The following is a 273-nucleotide window of genomic DNA, read 5'->3' as shown; positions in this document are numbered from 1 at the left end:
GTATTGAACTGCGTCTTTCCAGCACCCGCCAGGAAACCGGGCGCTTCAAGGCGCTGCGCGTCTCCGGTCAAACCTGGGGCTTGTTCTTCGAACGGCTGAATGTATCGGTACAGAAACTGGAAAACGCCATCGAGTTTTATGGCGCTATTTCGCATAACAAACTGCACGGCCTGTCAGTGCAGGTTGAAACCAATCACGTCAAATTACCGGCGGTGGTGGATGGCTTTGCCAGCGAAGGGATCATCCAGTTCTTCTTCGAAGAAACGCAAGACG

Annotated in this window: 1 protein-coding gene; it reads left to right on the top strand. The window is 53.1% G+C overall.

Annotated features, from left to right (window positions below):
- The coding region (locus tag V5P19_RS23575; RefSeq protein ID WP_334407967.1) for a class I adenylate cyclase at positions 1-273 on the top strand (273 nt) is incomplete at both ends.

The organism is Enterobacter sp. UNJFSC 003 (genome assembly GCF_036903355.1).
Lineage (GTDB): Bacteria > Pseudomonadota > Gammaproteobacteria > Enterobacterales > Enterobacteriaceae > Enterobacter.
Note: the sequence above shows the minus strand (reverse complement) of the source record. Positions and strands in the feature narration are given on the sequence as shown.